The organism is Kitasatospora sp. NPDC059571, from assembly GCF_042735675.1.
In the GTDB taxonomy this organism is placed as follows: Bacteria; Actinomycetota; Actinomycetes; order Streptomycetales; family Streptomycetaceae; genus Kitasatospora.
This window is the reverse complement of record NZ_JBHWBW010000145.1, coordinates 1-16,608: the sequence shown is the minus strand read 5'-3', so window position 1 is coordinate 16,608 and position 16,608 is coordinate 1. Positions and strand designations below refer to the sequence as shown.

General features: G+C 72.9%; 8 protein-coding genes. 7 read left to right on the top strand and 1 reads right to left on the bottom strand.

Going from position 1 to position 16,608, the window contains the following annotated elements; all coding sequences use genetic code 11:
- Window positions 1-31: 31 nt before the first annotated feature.
- Window positions 32-2,731: an alpha-glucan family phosphorylase gene (gene glgP / locus ACFV0G_RS18225; protein ID WP_380548209.1), complete on the bottom strand. Its 2,700-nt coding sequence runs from the start codon at window positions 2,729-2,731 to the stop codon at window positions 32-34.
- A 937-nt stretch (window positions 2,732-3,668) separates the two neighbouring features.
- Between glgP and ACFV0G_RS18220 the strand changes: the two genes are divergently transcribed.
- The 7 genes from ACFV0G_RS18220 (at window position 3,669) to pyk (ending at window position 16,502) form a co-directional block, all read left to right on the top strand.
- Window positions 3,669-5,624 (top strand): alpha-1,4-glucan--maltose-1-phosphate maltosyltransferase, encoded by a 1,956-nt coding sequence (locus ACFV0G_RS18220; protein WP_380548216.1) that lies wholly within the window; start codon window positions 3,669-3,671, stop codon window positions 5,622-5,624.
- Complete coding sequence (gene treS / locus ACFV0G_RS18215; protein WP_380548206.1) at window positions 5,621-7,324, top strand: maltose alpha-D-glucosyltransferase; 1,704 nt, start codon at window positions 5,621-5,623, stop codon at window positions 7,322-7,324. Before ACFV0G_RS18220 ends, treS begins: the two co-directional genes overlap by 4 nt.
- Window positions 7,325-7,584: 260 nt before the next feature.
- A complete protein-coding gene (locus ACFV0G_RS18210; RefSeq protein ID WP_380548203.1) occupies window positions 7,585-9,078 on the top strand; it encodes a maltokinase in 1,494 nt (497 codons plus the stop codon).
- Window positions 9,027-11,450 carry a 1,4-alpha-glucan branching enzyme gene (gene glgB / locus ACFV0G_RS18205; protein WP_380548212.1) on the top strand — a complete coding sequence of 808 codons (2,424 nt, stop codon included), beginning with the start codon at window positions 9,027-9,029 and terminating at the stop codon, window positions 11,448-11,450. The genes ACFV0G_RS18210 and glgB overlap by 52 nt, the downstream gene beginning before the upstream one ends.
- 178 nt (window positions 11,451-11,628) lie before the next feature.
- On the top strand, window positions 11,629-13,764 hold the full coding sequence (gene pta, locus ACFV0G_RS18200; protein WP_380548200.1) for a phosphate acetyltransferase: 2,136 nt from the start codon (window positions 11,629-11,631) through the stop codon (window positions 13,762-13,764).
- Entirely contained in the window at window positions 13,761-14,969 is a 1,209-nt protein-coding gene (locus ACFV0G_RS18195; RefSeq protein WP_380548197.1) for an acetate kinase, read from the top strand. The genes pta and ACFV0G_RS18195 overlap by 4 nt, the downstream gene beginning before the upstream one ends.
- 102 nt (window positions 14,970-15,071) lie before the next feature.
- The gene (gene pyk, locus ACFV0G_RS18190) at window positions 15,072-16,502 is read left to right on the top strand and encodes a pyruvate kinase (RefSeq protein WP_380548194.1); all 1,431 of its coding nucleotides are present in this window, start codon (window positions 15,072-15,074) and stop codon (window positions 16,500-16,502) included.
- Window positions 16,503-16,608 lie beyond the last annotated feature (106 nt).

Sequence of the window (16,608 nt, the reverse complement as noted above, 5' to 3'; positions counted from 1 at the left end):
GGGTGATCCGGCGCCCCCTCCCGTCCGCCGCTCAGCGCAGCAGGCCCGCGTCCATGCCCGAGGACTCGGCGGGCAGCGCCACCAGCCCCAGCTCGGCCGGCGAGGCCAGCAGCCGGTGCGCCGGCAGCACCCGGACGGTGTACCCGAACGGGCCCGTGCGGGAGAGCTCCAGCGAGCCCTCGTAGCGGTGCCGCCCGGTCAGGTCGGCCCCGCCGGCGGGCTTGAGGGCGAGCACGGCCGCGTCCGAGATGCGGTCGGCCTCGTCGACCCGCCCGGCCACCACCTGGACCTCGACGTCGGCCGGCTCCAGCGCGCCGAGCGAGACCTGCACCCGCAGCTCCAGCGCGCTGCCCAGCTCCTGCGCGTCGCCGGGTGCGTCGGCCTCGACGTGCTCCACCCTGACGCCCGGCCAGGCCGCGCCGACCCTGGCCTTCCACGCGGCGAGTTCGCGCGCCCCCGCGTGGCCGGTGCCGCCGGACTCCGCCGCGGCGAGCTCGCGCTGGGCGGTGGCCGCCGGAGCGTACAGCCGCTCGACGTACTCACGGACCATCCGGCCGGCCAGCACCTTCGGGCCGAGGGTGACCAGGGTGTGCCGGACCATCGCGATCCAGTGGTGCGGCAGCCCGTCCGCGCCCCGGTCGTAGAAGCGGGCGGCGACCTGGTGCTCGATCAGGTCGTACAGCGCCGCCGCCTCCAGGTCGTCGCGCCGCTCGGCCTCCGGGCTGTCCGGGTCCAGCCGCTCGGGGCCCGAGCCGTCCGCGGTGGGGATCGCCCAGCCGTTGCGGCCGTCGTACCACTCGTCCCACCAGCCGTCCAGGATGGACAGGTTGAGGCAGCCGTTGAGCGCGGCCTTCATCCCGGAGGTGCCGCAGGCCTCCAGCGGGCGGAGCGGGTTGTTCAGCCAGACGTCGCAGCCCGGGTAGAGGTGCTTGGCCATGGCCATGTCGTAGTCGGGCAGGAAGACGATCCGGTGGCGGACGGCCGGATCGTCGGCGAACGCGACCAGCTGCTGGATCAGCCGCTTGCCGCCGTCGTCGGCCGGGTGGGCCTTGCCGGCCACCACGATCTGCACCGGCCGCTCGGGGTGGAGCAGCAGGGCCCGCAGCCGGGCCGGGTCGCGCAGCATCAGGGTGAGCCGCTTGTACGAGGGGACGCGGCGGGCGAAGCCGATGGTCAGCACGTCCGGGTCGAGCACCGAGGAGACCCAGCCGAGTTCGGCCTCGCCGGCGCCGCGCTGGCGCCAGGAGGCGTGCAGCCGGCGGCGGGCCTCCTCCGCGAGCTGGGCCCGCAGGGCGCGGCGCAGCTCCCAGATCCGGTCGTCGCCGATCCGCTCCAGGCCCGTCCAGCGCTTCTCCTCGCCGGTGGTGATGGCGGCCTCGGCGGCGTCGCTGCCGAGCAGGGCGGCGCCGAGGCGGACGACCGCGGGGTCGATCCAGGTGGGGGCGTGGACGCCGTTGGTGATCGAGGTGATCGGCACCTCGGCGGCGTCGAAACCGGGCCACAGGCCGTTGAACATCGACCGGCTGACCGCGCCGTGCAGGGTGGAGACGCCGTTGGCGCGCTGGGCCAGGCGCAGGCCCATGGCGGCCATGTTGAACAGCTTGGGGTCGCCGTCCTGCCAGGTCTCGGCGCCGAGGGCGAGCACCCGCTCGACGGGGACGCCCGCCAGCGCCGCGTCACCGCCGAAGTGGCGGGCGACCAGGTCGCGGTCGAAGCGGTCGATGCCGGCCGGCACCGGGGTGTGCGTGGTGAAGACGGTGCCCGCCCGGACGGCCTCCAGCGCGGCGGCGAAGTCCAGGCCCTGCCCATGCTGTTCGACCGGGGCGACCAGTTCGCGGATCCGCTCGACGCCGAGGAAGCCGGCGTGGCCCTCGTTGGTGTGGAAGACCTCCGGTGCGCGGTGCCCGGTGAGCCGGCAGTAGGTGCGCACCGCGCGGACGCCGCCGATGCCCAGAAGCATCTCCTGGAGCAGCCGGTGCTCGCTGCCGCCGCCGTAGAGGCGGTCGGTGACGTCGCGGTCGGCCGGGGTGTTGGCCTCGATGTCGGAGTCGAGCAGCAGCAGCGGGACGCGGCCGACCTGGGCCTTCCAGATGTGGGCGCCCAGCGTGCGGCCGGCCGGCAGCGCGAGGTCGATCCGGCAGGGCGTGCCGTCGGCCTCCCGGAGCAGGCTGACGGCGAGTTCGTCCGGGTCGAGCAGCGGGTAGCGCTCCTGCTGCCAGCCGTCCCGGTCGAGGGACTGGCGGAAGTACCCGTGCCGGTAGAAGAGGCCGACGCCGATGATCGGCACGCCGAGGTCGCTGGCGGCCTTGAGGTGGTCGCCCGCCAGGATGCCGAGGCCGCCGGAGTACTGGGGCAGCGCGGCGGCGATGCCGTACTCGGGCGAGAAGTAGGCGATCGCCTCGGGCAGCGGGCTGCTGCCGTCGCCGACCGGGGGCGCGGACTGGTACCAGCGCGGGCCGGCGAGGTAGTCGCGCAGGTCGTCGTGGAGGTCGCCGAGCCGGCGCAGGAAGCGGCGGTCGGCGGCGAGCGCCGCGAGGCGGGTGGCCGGAACCTCGCCGAGCAGCCGGACGGGATCCTCGCCGACCGCCGCCCAGACCTCCGGGTCGACGGAGCGGAACAGCTCCCTCGTCTCCGGGTGCCAGGACCAGCGGAGGTTGAGCGCGAGCTCGTGCAGCGGCTGGAGTTGTTCGGGCAGGACGGTGCGGACGGTGAATCTGCGGATTGCCTTCACGCCGTGAAGCCTAGGGCCTCGGGGCCCCGCGAATGCGCGTCAACTGTCGTATTGCGCACCCGTTCGGACCATTGATGAGATCGCAATCGGCGCAGTGTCGCGAGCCGGGGGCGCATACGGCGCACATGGCGGGAAAGGCGTGCTCCTGGCGCGTGAATATCCCGCTACGGCTGCGTTTCCACTGGCTGATATGCCTCTGCATACCGTCCGAAATCACGCGATTACCCGCCCGTAGGTCTTGCCCGTGGTGCGAGGATGCAGAAAGGTCGTTGGTGCGGCAGGGAGTGCGAGCCGGATGGCGCCCCCTGCTGTTCCATGTCCGGAACATGCCCCGTTGACGAACCCTCACCCCCGTAGCCCATTCGGCCGCTACCCCTGCCCGTCGGCGTGTCCTCGTGCCTCACTCGGTCGTTTTTCGGGTGGGTCGGGGCGTTCCGGGGCGCGTCCTGCAGGTCGCGCGCCGGGACGCGCGCATCCTGGTGGGGCGGCCGCGGCGCCGGGCCGGCGGTCGGGTCGCCGGGCCCGCCGACACGGGCACGTTCCGGTCGTCCGTCCTGGCTCACCCACCACCTCCCCGGTACTCCCCCCGCCACCGCAGCGGCCGGCGGGAGCTGCCGCCGACCTCGGGCAGGAGTTTGGCATGCACGGCGACACGCGGGACCAGTCCACCTCACTGACGGACCAACCCGGCGCACCGTCGACCGCGGAGCCGCCGCTGCCGGCCCCGCGCGCCGAGCGGGCCACCCCCCGGAAGAGCACTCCCCGGAAGACCACCGCCACCAAGACCACCGCCACCAGGAGCACCACCGCCAAGACCGCCGCGGCCGGGACCGCCGCGGCCAGGAGCACCGCCACCAAGACCGCCGCGAAGAAGACCGCCGCCAAGAAGACCACCGCACGCAAGAGCACCAGCCGCAAGAGCACAGAGAGCGACACCGTGATCGGCCGCATCCCCGTCCTGGACGTCAGCCCGCTCGTCGACTCCGGGCGGCGCCCGGCCAAGGCGGTGGTGGGCGAGAGCTTCCCCGTGACCGCCACGGTGTTCCGCGAGGGCCACGACGCGGTCGGCGCCAACGTCGTGCTGCGCGACCCGCGGGGCCGCAGCGGGCCGTGGACCCCGATGCGCGAGCTGGCGCCCGGCACCGACCGCTGGGGCGCGCAGGTCACGCCCACCGCGCCCGGCCGCTGGTCCTACCTGGTCGAGGCGTGGAGCGACCCGGTGGCCACCTGGCGGCGGACGGCGGCCGTGAAGCTCCCGGCCGGCATCGACACCGCGCTGGTGCTGGAGGAGGGCGCCCAGCTGCTGGAGCGGGCCGCGAACGGGGTGCCGAAGAAGGACGGCCGGGCGCACGTGCTCGCCGCGGTGGACGCGCTGCGCGACGCGGGCCTGCCCCCGCTCAGCCGGTACGCGGCCGCACTGGCCCCCGAGGTGCTGACCCTGCTGGAGCGCTACCCGCTGCGCGAGCTGGTCAGCGCCTCCCGCCCGCTGCCGCTCCAGGTGGACCGTCAGCGGGCCCTGTACGGCGCCTGGTACGAGTTCTTCCCGCGCTCCGAGGGCGCGGTGATCGACCCGTCCGGGGTGCAGCCGCCGGTCTCCGGGACGCTGCGCACCGCCGCCGAGCGGCTGCCGGCGGTCGCCGCGATGGGCTTCGACGTGGTCTATCTGCCGCCGGTGCACCCGATCGGCCGGGCCTTCCGCAAGGGGCCGGACAACAGCCTGACGGCCGGTCCGCACGACGTCGGCTCACCGTGGGCGATCGGCTCGCCGGAGGGCGGGCACGACGCGGTCCACCCGGACCTCGGCACCATCGAGGACTTCGACCACTTCGTCGCCGAGGCCACCGCGCTCAACCTGGAGGTGGCGCTGGACTTCGCGCTCCAGTGCTCGCCGGACCACCCCTGGGTCAACAAGCACCCCGAGTGGTTCACCCACCGCACCGACGGCACCATCGCGTACGCCGAGAACCCGCCGAAGAAGTACCAGGACATCTACCCGATCAACTTCGACCAGGACTTCGACGGCCTGGTCAAGGAGACCATCCGGATCCTGCGGTTCTGGATGTCCCACGGGGTGCGGATCTTCCGGGTCGACAACCCGCACACCAAGCCGGTCTCCTTCTGGGAGAAGGTGCTGGCCGACATCGCCCGCACCGACCCGGACGTGATCTTCCTGGCCGAGGCGTTCACCCGCCCGGCGATGATGCACACCCTCGGGAAGATCGGCTTCCACCAGTCGTACACCTACTTCACCTGGCGGACGGAGAAGCAGGAGCTCACCGAGTACCTCACCGAGCTCAGCGGCGACGCGGCGGCGTACATGCGGCCGAACTTCTTCGCCAACACCCCCGACATCCTGCACGAGTACCTGCAGCACGGCGGCCGGGCCGCCTTCGCCGTGCGCGCCGTGCTGGCCGCCACGCTGGCGCCCAGTTACGGCATCTACGCCGGGTACGAGCACGCCGAGAACGAGCCCGCCCACCCCGGCTCGGAGGAGTACCTGCACTCCGAGAAGTACGAGCTGCGGCCGCGCGACTGGACCCGCCAGGACACCCTCGCGCCGCTGCTGACCGCGCTCAACCGGCTGCGCCGCCGCCACCCCGCCCTCCAGCAGCTGCGGAACCTGCGCTTCCACGAGACCGACAACGACCAGGTCATCGCGTACTCGAAGCGCGCGATCAGTGAGGACGGCATCGAGGACCACGTGATCACGGTGGTGAACCTGGACCCGCACCACGTCCAGGAGGCCACCGTGACGCTCGACGGCACGGGCCCGGTGACGGTGCACGACGAGCTCACCGGCGCCACTTACGAGTGGGCCCGGCACAACTACGTCCGGCTCGACCCCTCGGCCGAGCCGGCCCACCTCCTCACCGTCCGGAGGCACCCTCAGTGACAGTCAACGAGCCCGTTCCCGACACCTTCGCCGACACGCCGGCGCGCGACCGCGACCCCGAGTGGTTCAAACGCGCGGTCTTCTACGAGGTCCTGGTGCGTTCCTTCCAGGACAGCAACGGCGACGGCGTGGGTGACCTCAAGGGGCTCACCTCGAAGCTCGACTACCTGCAGTGGCTGGGGGTGGACTGCCTCTGGCTGCCGCCCTTCTTCGCCTCGCCGCTGCGGGACGGCGGGTACGACGTGGCCGACTACAAGTCGGTGCTCCCGGAGTTCGGCGACCTCGCCGACTTCGTGGAGTTCGTGGACGCCGCCCACCTGCGCGGGATGCGGGTGATCATCGACTTCGTGGTCAACCACACCAGCGACCAGCACCCGTGGTTCCAGGCCTCGCGGAGCGATCCCGAGGGGCCGTACGGCGACTTCTACATGTGGGCCGACGACGACAAGCAGTACCCGGACGCCCGGATCATCTTCGTCGACACCGAGACCTCCAACTGGACGTACGACCCGGTGCGCAAGCAGTACTTCTGGCACCGGTTCTTCTCCCACCAGCCCGACCTCAACTACGACAACCCCCGGGTCCAGGAGGAGGTGATCGCGGCCCTGCGGTTCTGGCTGGACCTGGGCATCGACGGGTTCCGGCTGGACGCGGTCCCCTACCTGTACGCCCGGGAGGGCACGAACTGCGAGAACCTGCCGGAGACCCACGAGTTCCTCAAGCGGCTGCGCAAGGAGATCGACGCGGACTACCCGGACACCGTGCTGCTGGCGGAGGCCAACCAGTGGCCGGAGGACGTGGTCGACTACTTCGGGGACTTCGCCTCCGGCGGCGACGAGTGCCACATGGCGTTCCACTTCCCGGTGATGCCGCGGATCTTCATGGCGGTGCGGCGGGAGTCGCGCTACCCGGTCTCCGAGATCCTCGCCAAGACCCCGGCGATCCCCGGCGGCTGTCAGTGGGGCATCTTCCTGCGCAACCACGACGAGCTGACCCTGGAGATGGTCACCGACGAGGAGCGCGACTACATGTACGCGGAGTACGCGAAGGACCCGCGGATGCGGGCCAACGTGGGCATCCGCCGCCGGCTCGCGCCGCTGCTGGAGAACGACCGCAACCAGATCGAGCTCTTCACCGCCCTGCTGCTCTCGCTGCCCGGCTCGCCGGTGCTCTACTACGGCGACGAGATCGGCATGGGCGACAACATCTGGCTCGGCGACCGGGACGGCGTGCGCACCCCGATGCAGTGGACGCCGGACCGCAACGCGGGTTTCTCCTCCGCCGACCCGGGCAGGCTCAGTCTGCCGCCCATCATGGATCCGGTGTACGGCTTTCAGGTGACCAACGTCGAAGCGCAGCAGAGCAGTTCGAGCTCCCTGCTGCACTGGACGCGTCGCATGATCGAGATCCGCAAGCTCAATCCGGCGTTCGGCCTCGGCAGCTACACCGAACTGCCCTCCAGCAACCCCGCAGTGCTGGCCTTCGTGCGCGAGCACGAGGGAGACCTGGTCATGTGCGTGAACAACTTCTCGCGGTTCGCGCAGCCGACCGAACTGGACCTGCGGAGGTACGGGGGGCGGTACCCCGTCGAGCTGATCGGCGGCGTCCGCTTCCCCTCCATCGGGGAGTGGCCCTACCTGCTCACCCTCGCCGGGCACGGCTTCTACTGGTTCCAGCTCAGGAAGCCCGGAATCAAGTAGCGGCGCCCCGTCCCGGCCCGAAGTAACGATCCACCAGGTCCCGGGCCGACCGCCCTCCGGGGCGTGGGACACACGCCCCGCGCCCCGGAGGGTCTTCGCACCACCGCGTACGGAGAACAGCCCAACGGCCACCCACACGAAGGCGTGACACTCGAGCCCGTCTCGCGTGCCTCCGCCGCCGCGCCGCCGAAATCCGGAAGACTGACAGGCCCGGTCACGACCCGTCGGGCAGCCGGCCCGCCTTCCGGGGAAAGGGAGTCATGTCCGAAACCTCCCGTTCTCAAGCCCACGCGCACCGCGACCTACCCGACGGCGCCCCCGGGCCCGTCGGGATGCGCGGTACCGCGGGCCGGAGAACCACCGCGGGGGTCAGCGAGCTCGTGGGCGCCGCCCTGCCGTTGATCGCCGACTGGCTCCCCACCCAGCGCTGGTACGCCGGCAAGGGGCGGGCCATCACCGGCCTGACCCCGGTGGTCGGCACCCCGCTCCAGGTCGGCGACCCCACCCTGCTGCACCTGCTGCTGCGGGTCGAGCACGGCACCGGCGCGGCCGCGCAGGGAGACATCTACCAGCTGCTGCTCGGGATCCGCTCGCAGGAGCCGTCCGGGATCGGCCCGGCCGCCGTGCTCGGCCGGCTCGCCGGCGGCGGGGCGCACGACGGCGCGATGCTCTACGACGCGGTCCACGACCCCGAGCTCACGGGGCGCCTGCTGGAGCACCTGGCCACCGGCGACCGGTTCGGCGCGCTCTCCTTCCGGCGCACCCCGGGCCCCGGCCTGCCCGGCAACCTGCCCGGCCGGGCCTCCACCGCCGAGCAGTCCAACAGCTCGGTGATCTACGGGACGTCCTTCATCCTCAAGCTGTTCCGGCGGATCTCCCCCGGCACCAACCCGGACCTGGAGCTGTCGCTGGCGCTCTCCCGGGCCGGCTCCACCCGCATCCCGCGGGTCGCCGCCTGGTTCGAGTCCCGGCTGGAGCGCTCGGAACCGGCCACCCTCGGCCTGCTCCAGCGCTACCTGCCGGACGCCGAGGACGGCTGGGAGCTGGCGCTCGACCAGGTCGCCCGGCTCAAGGGCGACCCCTCCCCCGGCAACTTCGCCATCGAGGCGCACCGGCTCGGCCGGGCCACCGCCGAGGTGCACCGGGTGCTGGCACGGTCGATGCCCACCGCCCGGCTCGACAGGGCCGAGACCGGACGCCTCGCCGGTGCCATGACCGACCGGCTGGACAGCGCGGTGGCCGCCGTTCCGGGCCTGTTGCGCTACCGCTCCGCGCTGCGGACGGCCTTCCAGCAGCTCACCGCGGACCACCTGGAGGGCCTGCCGGTCCAGCGGATCCACGGCGACCTGCACCTCGGCCAGGCCATGCGCACCCCGCAGGGGTGGGTGCTGCTGGACTTCGAGGGCGAGCCGGCCAAGCCGCTGGCCGAGCGCCGGCTGCCGCAGCCGGCGCTGCGCGACGTCGCCGCGATGCTGCGCTCCTTCGACTACGCCGCCGCCCACCTGCTGGCCGGCGCCCCCGGTCCGGACCCGGAGCTGGCCCACCTGGCGAACGCCTGGGCGGCCCGCAACCGGGCCGCCTACTGCGCCGGCTACACCGCCGGCGGGGGCATGGACCCGGCCGGCGCACCCGAGCTGCTGCGCGCCCTGGAGATCGACAAGGCGGTGTACGAGGTCGTGTACGAGGCCCGCCACCGCCCGAGCTGGCTGCCGATCCCACTGGCCGCCATCAACCGCCTGGCCCTGACCGTCTGACACACCCGACCGCAGGAGGATCCGACGTGACCCCGCTCGGCCCCAAGTCCGACCGCTCCACCCAGGCTCTGCCCGCCACCTTCCGGCCGGGTTCGCCGGCCGCCGGTGCCAAGGGCCGGGCGGCCCGGCGGCGCGGGCCGGCGGCGCCGACGCAGGACGGGCAGTCACCGTCGGCCCCCCTGCGGCTGCCCGAGGCCCCGCTGCCGCCCGCCGAGGTCGACCGCCTGGTCTCGGGCGAGCACCACGACCCGCACGCCCTGCTCGGCGCGCACGCCGTGCTGGAGGGCACCGCGATCCGGGTGCTGCGCCCGTTCGCGGAGCGGGTGGTGGTGGAGACCGACCTCGGGCCGGCGGAGCTCACCCACCAGCAGTCCGGTCTGTTCACCGGGCTGCTGGCGGGCCGGGAGTTCCCGCCGTACCGGCTGCGGGTGACCTACCCGGGCGGCGAGCCGCTGCTGCAGGAGGACGGCTACCGGGCCTCGCCCTCGCTGGGAGAGCTGGACCTGCATCTGATCTCCGAGGGCCGGCACGAACAGCTGTGGCGGGTGCTCGGCAGCCACCTGCGCGAGCTGGACGGGGTGGCCGGGGCGTCCTTCGCGGTCTGGGCGCCCAACGCGGTCGGCGTCCGGCTGGTCGGCGACTTCAACCACTGGGACGGCACCGGTCACCCGATGCGCTCGCTCGGCTCGTCGGGGATCTGGGAGCTGTTCGTCCCGGGCCTCGGCGAGGGCACCACCTACAAGTACGAGATCCGCACCCGGCAGGGCTGGGTGCTGCAAAAGGCCGACCCGCTGGCCCGGGCGGCCCAGTGCCCGCCCGAGACCGCCTCGGTGGTGACCGAGAGCAGGTACACCTGGGGCGACGGCGACTGGATGGCCCGGCGGGCGCAGAGCGTGCACCACCGCGCCCCGATGTCCGTCTACGAGCTGCACCTCGCCTCCTGGCGCCCGGACCTCGCCACGTACCGCGAGATCGCCGAGGTGCTGCCCGGCTACCTGGCCGGACTGGGCTTCACCCACGTGGAGTTCATGCCGGTGATGGAGCACCCGTTCGGCGGATCGTGGGGCTACCAGGTCAGCGGCTTCTACGCGCCGACCGCCCGGCTCGGCAGCCCCGACGACTTCCGGTACCTGGTCGACGCCCTGCACCGGGCCGGCATCGGCGTGATCGTCGACTGGGTGCCGGCGCACTTCCCCAAGGACGACTTCGCGCTGGCCGGGTTCGACGGGCAGCCGCTGTACGAGCCGGCCGACCCGCTGCGGGCCGAGCACCCCGACTGGGGGACGCTGGAGTTCGACTACGGGCGCACCGAGGTGCGCAACTTCCTGGTGGCCAACGCGGTCTACTGGTGCGAGGAGTTCCACGTCGACGGCCTGCGGGTGGACGCGGTCGCCTCCATGCTCTACCTCGACTACTCGCGCGAGGGCGGCGCCTGGTCGCCGAACGTCTTCGGCGGGCGGGAGAACCTCGACGCGGCCTCGTTCCTTCAGGAGATGAACGCAACGGTCTACCGCCGCTGCCCCGGGGTGGTCACCATCGCCGAGGAGTCGACCGCCTGGGACGGGGTGACCCGGCCGACCGACAGCGGCGGGCTGGGCTTCGGCCTGAAGTGGAACATGGGCTGGATGCACGACTCGCTGGTGTACATGTCCAAGGAGCCGGTGCACCGCAAGTACCACCACAACGAGATCACCTTCTCGATGGTGTACGCGTACTCGGAGAACTACGTGCTGCCGATCTCGCACGACGAGGTGGTGCACGGCAAGCAGGCGCTGGTCTCCAAGATGCCGGGCGACTGGTGGCAGCAGCGCGCCAACCACCGGGCGTACCTGGGCTTCATGTGGGCCCACCCGGGCAAGCAGCTGCTGTTCATGGGCCAGGAGTTCGCGCAGGGCGCCGAGTGGGACCACGAGCACGGCCCGCAGTGGTGGGTGCTCGGCGACGACTGGCCGGCCGCCGCCGACCACCGCGGCGTGCAGGCCCTGGTCGGCGACCTGAACCGCACCTACCGGGACACCCCCGCGCTGTGGGACCAGGACACCGTGCCGGAGGGCTTCCGCTGGCTGGACGGCGGGGCCGCCGACGACAACCTGCTCTCCTTCGTCCGGTTCGCCGCGGACGGCTCGCCGCTGGTGGCGCTCTGCAACTTCTCCCCGGTGGTGCGGCACGGCCACCGGGTCGGCCTGCCCCGGCTGGCCGGCGCCGACCAGCTGTGGGAGGAGGTGCTGAACACCGACGCCGAGCAGTACGGCGGCGCCGGCGTCGCCAACTCGCACCCGATCAAGGCCGAGGCCACCCCGTGGAACGGCCAGCCCCGCAGCGCCGAGCTGATCCTCCCCCCGCTCGCCACCCTCTGGCTCCGCCCGGCCTGATCGTTCTGTCGCCCGCTCGCCTCCGGGCGGGGCCACCCGCCCCCGCCTGCTCACGCCTTTGCCTCGGGTCCCCGTCACAACGGGGGCCCGGGGCGGAGCCGTTCTCTCGCGTGGGAACACCTGTGCCCAGGTAGGGTCGGAATGACCACTGCCTGGACGACGGGACGGAGACAGCCACGTGGCGCGCAGCGTGTACGTGACCGGGATCGACCGGGGCGACGGCCGGCAGGCCGTCGAGCTCGGGGTCATGGAACTGCTCACCCGCCAGCTGGACTCCGTCGGCGTGTTCCGCCCGCTGGTCCACGCGCAGTCCCCCGGTGAGCCGGGCTCCGACCACGTGGTCGAGCTGCTGCGGGCCCGCTACCGGCTCGACCTGCCCGCGTCGGCCGCGTACGGCCTGACCTACGAGGAGGCCGCGGCGCTGCAGGCCGCGCAGGGGCAGGACGAGCTGGTCTCCGCGCTGGTGGACCGCTTCCGCGCGGTGGAGCGCCGCTGCCAGGCGGTGCTGGTGCTGGGCACCGACTTCGCGGACACCAACATCCCGGACGAGCTGGCCTTCAACGCCCGGCTGGCCAACGAGTTCGGCGCCTGGGTGCTGCCGGTGGTCGGCGGGCAGAACGAGGACGACCGGGCGGTCGTCGCCGAGGTGCTCAGCGCCCACCGCGCGTACGCCGACCTCGGCTGCTCGACGCTCGCGCTGATCGCCAACCGGGTGTCCCCGGCGGTCAAGGAGCCGGTGCAGCGCTCGCTCGGCGAGAAGCTGCCGGTGCCGGCGTACGTGATCCCGGAGGAGCCGGCGCTGTCCGCACCGACGGTGGCGCAGCTGGTCGAGGCGACCGGGGCGGAGGTGCTGCTCGGCGACGCGGCGGGCCTGGCCCGGGACGTGCGTTCGTTCGTCTTCGGCGGTGCGATGCTGCCGACCTTCCTGACCGCGCTGACCGAGGGCGCGCTGGTGGTCACCCCGGGGGACCGGGCGGACCTGGTGATCGGCGCGCTGGCGGCGCACGCGGCCGGGGCGCCGCCGATCGCGGGGGTGCTGCTCACGCTCGGCCAGCACCCGGGGCCGAACGTCATGGCGCTGGCCGCCCGGCTCGCCCCGGGGACGCCGGTCGCGGTGGTGCCCGAGGGCAGCTGGCTGACCGCGGCGGCGCTGACCCACCTGGAGGGCCGGATCGGGCCGGACAGCCGGCGGAAGGCCGAGATCGCCCTCGGCCTGTTCGAACTCCACGTGGACACGGTCGAGTTGACCAAGCGGATCGAGCTGGTGCGGTCCGAGCGGGTGACCCCGATGATGTTCGAGCACGAGCTGCTGGAGCGGGCCCGCGCCGACCGCCGGCACATCGTGCTGCCGGAGGGCTCGGAGGAGCGGGTGCTGCGCGCGGCGGAGGTGCTGCTGCGCCGCAACATCTGCGACCTGACCCTGCTGGGCGAGCCGGAGGCGGTGCAGCGCCGGGCCGCGTCGCTCGGCATCGAGCTGCCGCTGTCCGCGGAGGAGGGCGCCGACCGGGTCCGGCTGCGGATCGTCGACCCGGCGACCAGCCCGCTGCGGGAGCGCTTCGCGGAGCTGTACGCGCAGCTGCGCGCCCACAAGGGCATGACGCTGGAGCGGGCCCTGGACGTGGTCGCCGACGTCTCGTACTTCGGCACGCTGATGGTCCAGGAGGGCATCGCGGACGGCATGGTCTCCGGTGCGGTGCACTCGACGGCGGCGACCATCCGGCCGGCCTTCGAGGTGATCAGGACGGCGCCCGGTGCGGCGATCGTCTCCTCGGTGTTCTTCATGTGCCTGGCCGACCGGGTCCTGGTCTACGGCGACTGCGCGGTCAACCCGGACCCGGACGCCCGGCAGCTGGCCGACATCGCGATCCAGTCCGCGGCGACCGCGGCGCAGTTCGGGGTGGAGCCGCGGGTGGCCATGCTCTCCTACTCGACCGGCACCTCCGGCTCGGGCGCGGACGTGGACAAGGTCCGGCAGGCGACCGAGCTCGTCCGGCAGGAGCGCCCCGACATCCTGGTCGAGGGCCCGATCCAGTACGACGCGGCGGTGGACTCCCTGGTCGCGGCGGCCAAGCTGCCGGGTTCGCCGGTGGCCGGCCGGGCCACCGTGCTGATCTTCCCGGACCTGAACACCGGCAACAACACCTACAAGGCGGTGCAGCGCTCGGCCGGGGCGGTGGCCGTCGGACCGGTGCTCCAGGGGCTGCGCAAGCCGGTCAACGACCTGTCGCGCGGCGCCCTGGTCGAGGACATCGTGAACACCGTGGCGATCACCGCCGTCCAGTCGCAGCGCGCCGCAGAAGGAGCCGGGAAGTGACCGAAGGGACTCTCGTCCTCGTCCTGAACGCGGGCTCGTCCTCCGTCAAGTACCAGCTGATCGACATGCTGGACGGCTCCCGGGCGGCGTCCGGTCTGGTCGAGCGGATCGGCGAGGCCGGCGGCCGGGTGGTGCACACCTCGGCGGACGGCTCGGAGCGGGAGCTGCTGCTGGACGTGCCGGACCACACGGCGGCGCTCGCCGCGGCGGCCGCCGAGCTGGCCGCCGACGGCGTGGGGCTGGACTCGCCGCGGCTGACGGCGATCGGGCACCGGGTGGTGCACGGCGGGCGGCGGTTCACCGAGCCGACCGTGGTCACCGACGAGGTGCTCGCGGAGGTGCGCCGGCTGATCCCGGTCGCCCCGCTGCACAACCCGGCGAACATCACCGGCATCGAGGTGGCCCGCCGGCTGCGGCCGGACCTGCCGCAGGTCGCGGTCTTCGACACCGCCTTCCACACCACGCTGCCCGAGCACGCCGCCCGGTACGCGATCGACCTGGCGGTCGCCGAGGAGCACCGGGTGCGGCGCTACGGCTTCCACGGCACCTCGCACCGGTACGTGTCGCGGGCCACCGCCCGGCTGCTCGGCCGCGACCCGGCCGAGCTGAACGTGATCGTGCTCCACCTGGGCAACGGGGCCTCCGCCTCGGCGGTGTCCGGCGGGGTCTGCGTGGAGACCTCGATGGGGCTGACCCCGCTGGAGGGCCTGGTGATGGGCACCCGGTCGGGCGACGCCGACCCCGGGCTGGTCTTCCACCTGCACCGGGTCGGCGGGATGAGCATCGACGAGATCGACGACCTGCTGAACCGCCGCAGCGGCCTGCTGGGGCTCTGCGGGGACAACGACATGCGGGAGATCCTGCGCCGGGCCGAGGCCGGCGACGAGTCCGCGCAGCTGGCCTTCGACACCTATGTGCACCGGCTGCGCAAGTACATCGGGGCGTACTACGCGGTGCTCGGCCGGGTCGACGCGATCGCCTTCACGGCCGGGGTGGGCGAGAACGCGGCCGCCGTCCGGGCGGCGGCCTGCGCAGATATGGACGCGCTCGGCATCGCGGTCGACCCCGAGCTGAACTCGGTCCGCTCGCGGGAGCCGCGGGTGATCTCGCCCGAGTACGCCCGGGTCGCGGTCGCGGTGGTGCCCACCGACGAGGAGCTGGAGATCGCCCAGCAGGCGTTCGCCCTCGTGCGGGACGACACGTGAGATGACGGGCCGTCAGCGTCCCAGTCCGTGGGATGGTTCGTTGGCGATTCCTCGCGATTCGGGCGGAATGCAGCGATAACACGAACGGATAGACTGACGGATATGCGCCGAGCGAAAATTGTCTGCACCCTGGGTCCGGCGACGGACTCCTACGAACAGCTGAAGGCCATCGTCGAAGCGGGCATGAACGTCGCCCGACTGAACATGAGCCACGGCTCCCACGCGGAGCACGAGGAGCGGTACCGCAAGGTCCGCCAGGTGTCCGAGGACACCGGCCGCACGATCGGCGTGCTGGCCGACCTCCAGGGCCCGAAGATCCGGCTGGCCACCTTCGCCAACGGACCGGTCACCGTCGACAACGGTGACACCTTCACCATCACCACCGAGGACGTGCCCGGGGACCAGCACGTCTGCGGCACCACCTACAAGGGCCTGCCCGGCGACGTGAAGCCCGGCGACCCGATCCTGATCAACGATGGCGTCATCGCCCTGGAGGTCGTCAGCGTCGACGGCCCGCGGGTGAAGACCGTGGTGGTCGAGGGCGGCGTGCTCTCGAACAACAAGGGCATCAACCTCCCCGGCGCGGCCGTGAACGTCCCGGCCCTGTCCGAGAAGGACAAGGAGGACCTGCGGTTCGCCCTGGAGCTGGGCGTCGACATGGTCGCCCTCTCCTTCGTCCGCAACGCCGCGGACATCCACGACGTGCACAAGGTCATGGACGAGGTCGGCATCCGCGTGCCGGTCATCGCCAAGATCGAGAAGCCGCAGGCCGTCGAGGCGATGGAGGAGATCGTCCTCGCCTTCGACGCGATCATGGTGGCCCGCGGCGACCTCGCCGTGGAGTACCCGCTGGAGCGGGTGCCGCTGGTGCAGAAGCAGCTGATCACCCTGGCCCGCCGCAACGCCAAGCCGGTGATCGTCGCGACCCAGATGATGGAGTCGATGATCCACGCCTCGCGCCCGACCCGCGCCGAGGTCTCCGACGTCGCCAACGCCATCCTGGACGGCACCGACGCGGTCATGCTCTCCGCCGAGTCCAGCGTCGGCAAGTACCCGGTCGAGACGGTCAAGACCATGAGCCGGATCGCCGAGAAGGCCGAGGAGGAGCTGCTCTCGCAGGGCCTCCAGCCGCTCAACCCGGGCCGCAAGCCGCGCACCCAGGGCGGCTCGATCGCCCGCGCCGCGTGCGAGCTGGGCGACTTCCTCAACGGCAAGGCGCTGGTCGCGTTCACCAAGTCCGGCGACACCGCCCGCCGGCTGTCCCGGTACCGCTCGCCGATCCCGGTCGTCGCGTTCACCCCGGACGCCGCCACCCGCAACCAGCTGTCGCTCAGCTGGGGCGTCGACGCGTACGTCACCGAGCAGGTCGAGACCACCGACGAGATGGTCCACCAGGTCGACCGGGAGCTGCTGCGCCTCGGCCGCCTCGCCGAGGGCGACACGGTGATCGTCACCGCCGGCTCGCCCCCCGGCATCCCCGGCAACACCAACATGGTCCAGGTCCACCACCTGGGCAGCCGCGACGGCAACTGACACCCGGCGCACCGCCCGCGGGGCGGCTCCCCCTGAGCGGGCCCGGGGCGCCCCCCCGGGCCCCGGGCGGGGGGCGCGGGCCCCCGGGGGGCGCCCCGGGGCGCCG

Coding starts and splice junctions, on each gene's coding strand:
- ACFV0G_RS18210 (WP_380548203.1), top strand. CDS start 7,585: ATGTCCGAAACCTCCCGTTCTCAAGCCCACGCGCACCGCGACCTACCC.
- pyk (WP_380548194.1), top strand. CDS start 15,072: ATGCGCCGAGCGAAAATTGTCTGCACCCTGGGTCCGGCGACGGACTCC.